The 3,730-nt window shown below is 69.0% G+C and carries 5 protein-coding genes; 4 read left to right on the top strand and 1 reads right to left on the bottom strand.

The window, feature by feature from the left end; all coding sequences use genetic code 11:
- Positions 1-201: cytidylate kinase family protein (locus VNN10_12640; GenBank protein ID HXH22866.1), on the bottom strand; the 201-nt coding region annotated here is incomplete at its 3' end.
- A gap of 155 nt (positions 202-356) precedes the next feature.
- On the opposite strand from VNN10_12640, the gene VNN10_12635 reads away from it, so the two are divergent.
- From VNN10_12635 to VNN10_12620, 4 genes are all read left to right on the top strand, one after another.
- Positions 357-1,115, top strand: a complete 759-nt coding sequence (locus VNN10_12635; GenBank protein ID HXH22865.1) for a glucose 1-dehydrogenase — start codon at positions 357-359, stop codon at positions 1,113-1,115.
- 109 nt (positions 1,116-1,224) lie between these two features.
- A complete protein-coding gene (locus VNN10_12630) occupies positions 1,225-2,193 on the top strand; it encodes a hypothetical protein (GenBank protein HXH22864.1) in 969 nt (322 codons plus the stop codon).
- A 94-nt stretch (positions 2,194-2,287) separates the two neighbouring features.
- Positions 2,288-3,088: a hypothetical protein gene (locus tag VNN10_12625; protein ID HXH22863.1), complete on the top strand. Its 801-nt coding sequence runs from the start codon at positions 2,288-2,290 to the stop codon at positions 3,086-3,088.
- Positions 3,089-3,142: 54 nt separating this feature from the next.
- Positions 3,143-3,715, top strand: a complete 573-nt coding sequence (locus tag VNN10_12620) for a GNAT family N-acetyltransferase (protein HXH22862.1) — start codon at positions 3,143-3,145, stop codon at positions 3,713-3,715.
- Positions 3,716-3,730: the final 15 nt, after the last annotated feature.

The following is a 3,730-nucleotide window of genomic DNA, read 5'->3' as shown; positions in this document are numbered from 1 at the left end:
GTGCTCGATGCCCTCGATCGCCTCGGGGGAGACGCCGGCCGCGCGCGCCGCGCCGATGACGATCTCGTCGTCTACGTAGCGGTAGCCCAGGTCCAGCGCCACCTGGAGCGCTACTTGCTCGCCTCCGGCGCCCATGGTCCTTGCGACCGTGACGACGCTGAGGCGGTTGGTGAAGCCGGACTCCCTCGCGGTCAGCGTCAACTCTTCCTCCTGCGCGCTCGCGGAAGTTCCAGTACTGCTGATTCTAGGGGACGCGCGCAGGCCACGAATCGCAAGTTTCCCTGGGCGGGCCCGGCCGTGCCGGGCCTCCGTGGCCGCGCCTTGTTGCTGGTGGGCGCTTCGGTCAGAATCTGCGCATGGACCTAGGATTGCGGGACAAGGTGGCCATAGTCACGGGCGGAAGCCGCGGCATCGGGCGCGCCATTTGCCTCGCCCTGGCGGCCGAAGGCTGCAACGTCGCGTTCTGCGCCCGCGGCGAAGAGAAGCTGCGGGAGGCCGAGCGCGAAGTAACGGCGGCCGGCGTGAAGGCTCTGGCCCTGGTTGCCGATGTCACGGTGGCAGCGGACATCGACCGGCTTGTGGACGAGACGGTGAAGGCATTCGGCCGCGTAGACGTCCTGGTCAACAACGCCGGCGGCGGGAGGCCGGGGAACGAGGACGCGGACTGGCAGGCGGGCCACGAGATCAACCTCCTCGCCGCCGTGCGCGCGTCCCGGGCCGTGACTCCCTACATGCGCAGTCAGGGTAGCGGCAGCATCGTCCACATCGTCTCGATCTGGGGTCGGGAAGCCGGCGGCGGCCTGATCTACAACGCCTATAAGGCGGCGATGGTGAGCCACGCCAAGAACCTGGCTCTTCAGCTGGCGCCGGCCGGGATTCGCGTTAACTCTGTCGCCCCTGGCTCGATCCTGTTCCCGGGCGGCTCCTGGGACAGGCGTGTCCAGGCCGACCCGGAAGGCATGAAGCAGTTCATAGCCCAGAACATACCCTCCGGGCGTTTTGGCCGTCCGGAGGAGGTCGCCGCCGCTGTCGTCTTCCTCGCCTCGCCGCGCGCCTCCTGGATAACGGGCGCCTGCCTCAACGTCGACGGCGGGCAGTCGAGGTCGAACATCTGATGGTCCGCGCAGTGAAGACCTGGAAGCAGGAGGAAGGGGACGGGGCGAACCTGACGGCGCCTGATTCTCCGTTCCCCGTTCCAGCCGCCCGGGTCCCGTCCTTTCCCCCATGAGGCGCGACCGCGAGTACGCTGCTCGCCTCTTCCTGCACTGGCTGAACGAGCGCTACCGCCGCTCGTTCAGCCCCGCGAGCTTCGAGGGTGTGGCCTGGACGGCGGAGGACGAAGGCGGCCCCGAAGCGCCGGGAGGCCGCATCGGCCTCGTGGTTGCGCCCCTGTCCGAGGCAAGCGAGGCCTGGGAGCGACGTTGTCGCGAGCTCGAGGCGCGCCTGGACGAGGCCAGGCCGGGGTCCTACCTCCTCTGGGTCCCGCCCGGCGCGCGCCTGCCCGCCGAGGAGCCGGAGGAGTCCGAGTGGGTGCGCCGCGTCGTCCTTGGCGCATCGCGCCTGGCGTCGGGCCGCAAGGGTGAGGCCAGGCTGCCCGTCAAGATGGTACTCGCCAAGGTCCGCGACGAAGGCGGCTATGCCAATGTGATCGGCGGTCTGGGCCGGCACTGGACGACGGTCACGGAGAAGGTGAACGGCACTTTCTACCTGGACAGCCGGAACCTCCACCGCCTCACACGGGACGAGGCGGAGCGGGCCGAGCTCTTCGACCACATCGGCTTGCTGAGCCAGGGAGTCAAGCTCGGCGAGGCCGTCGAGTTCGAGCATGAGGACGCATGGTCAGTGCAACGCTTGCCTCGCGGCGCTGCCGGCAAGGGGATGGCCGATGGCTGGGCGATTGCCGGCTGTCCTGAAGGCTTCGACCCCTTCGACGGCGCCGTCACCCGGCGCCTCCTCCGCCGCAACCTCATCGAGGCGCGCGAAGCGCTCGCCTCCCTTCCCGGAGCGCTGCGCGCCCTCGTGCTGATCGGCGCCTACGACTACATGGAGAACGAAGGCGCCGGCCCGGCTCTGCGCGGCTTCGACCCGGCCCTGGCCGCTGCCCTGGACATCGTTGTCCTGGTGGCGGATACCGAGGTCAAACCGATCGTGCTCAGCCGGTCGATCCCCTGGCTGTCCCCCACCCGGGCCTGACCGCCAGCGCGAATGCGCTCCGAAGCCCGCGGCGGGGCCGCGGGGAACAAGACCGCGCGACCGGACGTCACAAGTGTAAGGAGGTGTCCGGGCAATGAAGCATTTCGCCGCGCTGGTGTTTCTGGGGCTGCTTGCGTTCGTCCTTGCCGCTTGCGGCGGGGACTCCAGGCCACCGGACTCCGCGCCCGCAGGCCCAGCCGACGGAGTTGCGGCCGGCAGCGTTGCGCCGAACACCTTCCTGCGCTTCCAGGGTAAGACCTACCGGCTCGCGGACATCATCCAGGCCGGCCTCGTCCCGGCGGCAGACTTCAAGGCGATAGGCACGACCAACGACGCTGATATCGACTTCTCTGGCAGCCTCGAGGTCTACTCGCGGCGCGGCGATGGTGCCGCTGTCTTCACCCTCTCGCCCGCCCGCGGGTCCGGCGAGGGCGCCGTGCCCGCCCTGTGGCTGCGGTGGCTGCCGGACGAGGCTGACGGCGGCAGCCTGGCGTCCGGAGCGGACTCCGCCAAACCATCACAGGGCGGCTCTCGCGTCCAGTCCGGCGGTCCCCATCCCGGGGCAGAGCCTCAGGAGCCAGGACCGATTGGGCAGTTGGTCGAGGCGCCGATCGCGTCGATCGAGATCGTATCCGGCCCCGACGGCCACTATGTCCTCAAGGTGCGCGCCCGGCTGCCGGACGGCTGCACGAAGCAGGCTACGCACGATGTGGTCAGGCAAGCGTCCGTCGACCTGATCAGGGTCAAGGTCTGGAACGCGCGGCCTACCGACCAGGTGGCCTGCAACCTGGTCTACGGCGAGTACAGCCTGGAAGTCGACCTCGGCGCCGGCTTCCAGAAGGGCACGACATATCGAGTCGAAGTGAACTCACTCGTCCGCGACTTCACGCCATAACGGTAGAGACCTGGCGGAGCGTAGCGACGCTTTGTTTGCGTCTACACTCTTCGTATGGACAACACCGCAGAGCGAGGTGCGCAGACGATCGAGACGGCTCGCCTGCGCCTAGTTTGGATGTCGCCGAGCTTCATGCGAGCCTCGCTCGCAGGACGGCGGCAGGAGGCGGAGGCCCTGATCGGGGCGGCGCTGCCCCCGGCCTGGCCTGACGACGCCGCTCGCAGCGTGATGGAGATCAGGCTGGACCAGATCAGCCGCTCGCCGGCCACCGCGGAATGGCTGCTCAGGGCGATGGTCCTCGCGGCCACTTCGAGCGTGGTCGGGTACATCAACTTCCACGGGCCGCCTCTGGAGGGGCGGGCGGAGTTGGGGTACACGGTCTTCGAGCCGTACAGACGCCAGGGGTTCGCGACCGAGGCGATCGAAGGAATGATGGACTGGGCCGCGCGCCAGCACGGCGTCGAGCGCTTCGTGGTGAGCATTTCGCCCTCGAACGAGCCTTCACTGGCGCTCGCGCGGCGGCTCGGCTTCCGCCGCATCGGCTCTCAGTTCGACGAGGCCGAGGGCGAAGAGTGGGTTTTCGAGCTCGTCCGGCCGATAAAGGCGGTGGAGGGGCAGGCGGATTAGTCGCGCGCCCGCGGG

It is taken from the genome of Dehalococcoidia bacterium (assembly GCA_035574915.1).
Lineage (GTDB): Bacteria > Chloroflexota > Dehalococcoidia > DSTF01 > WHTK01 > DATLYJ01.
This window is presented reverse-complemented; position numbering and strand designations above follow the sequence as displayed.

Bases quoted from the DNA above. Each gene is read 5' to 3' on its own strand.
- VNN10_12635 (HXH22865.1), top strand. From the start codon at position 357: ATGGACCTAGGATTGCGGGACAAGGTGGCCATAGTCACGGGCGGAAGC.
- VNN10_12620 (HXH22862.1), top strand. From the start codon at position 3,143: ATGGACAACACCGCAGAGCGAGGTGCGCAGACGATCGAGACGGCTCGC.
- VNN10_12625 (HXH22863.1), top strand. From the start codon at position 2,288: ATGAAGCATTTCGCCGCGCTGGTGTTTCTGGGGCTGCTTGCGTTCGTC.
- VNN10_12630 (HXH22864.1), top strand. From the start codon at position 1,225: ATGAGGCGCGACCGCGAGTACGCTGCTCGCCTCTTCCTGCACTGGCTG.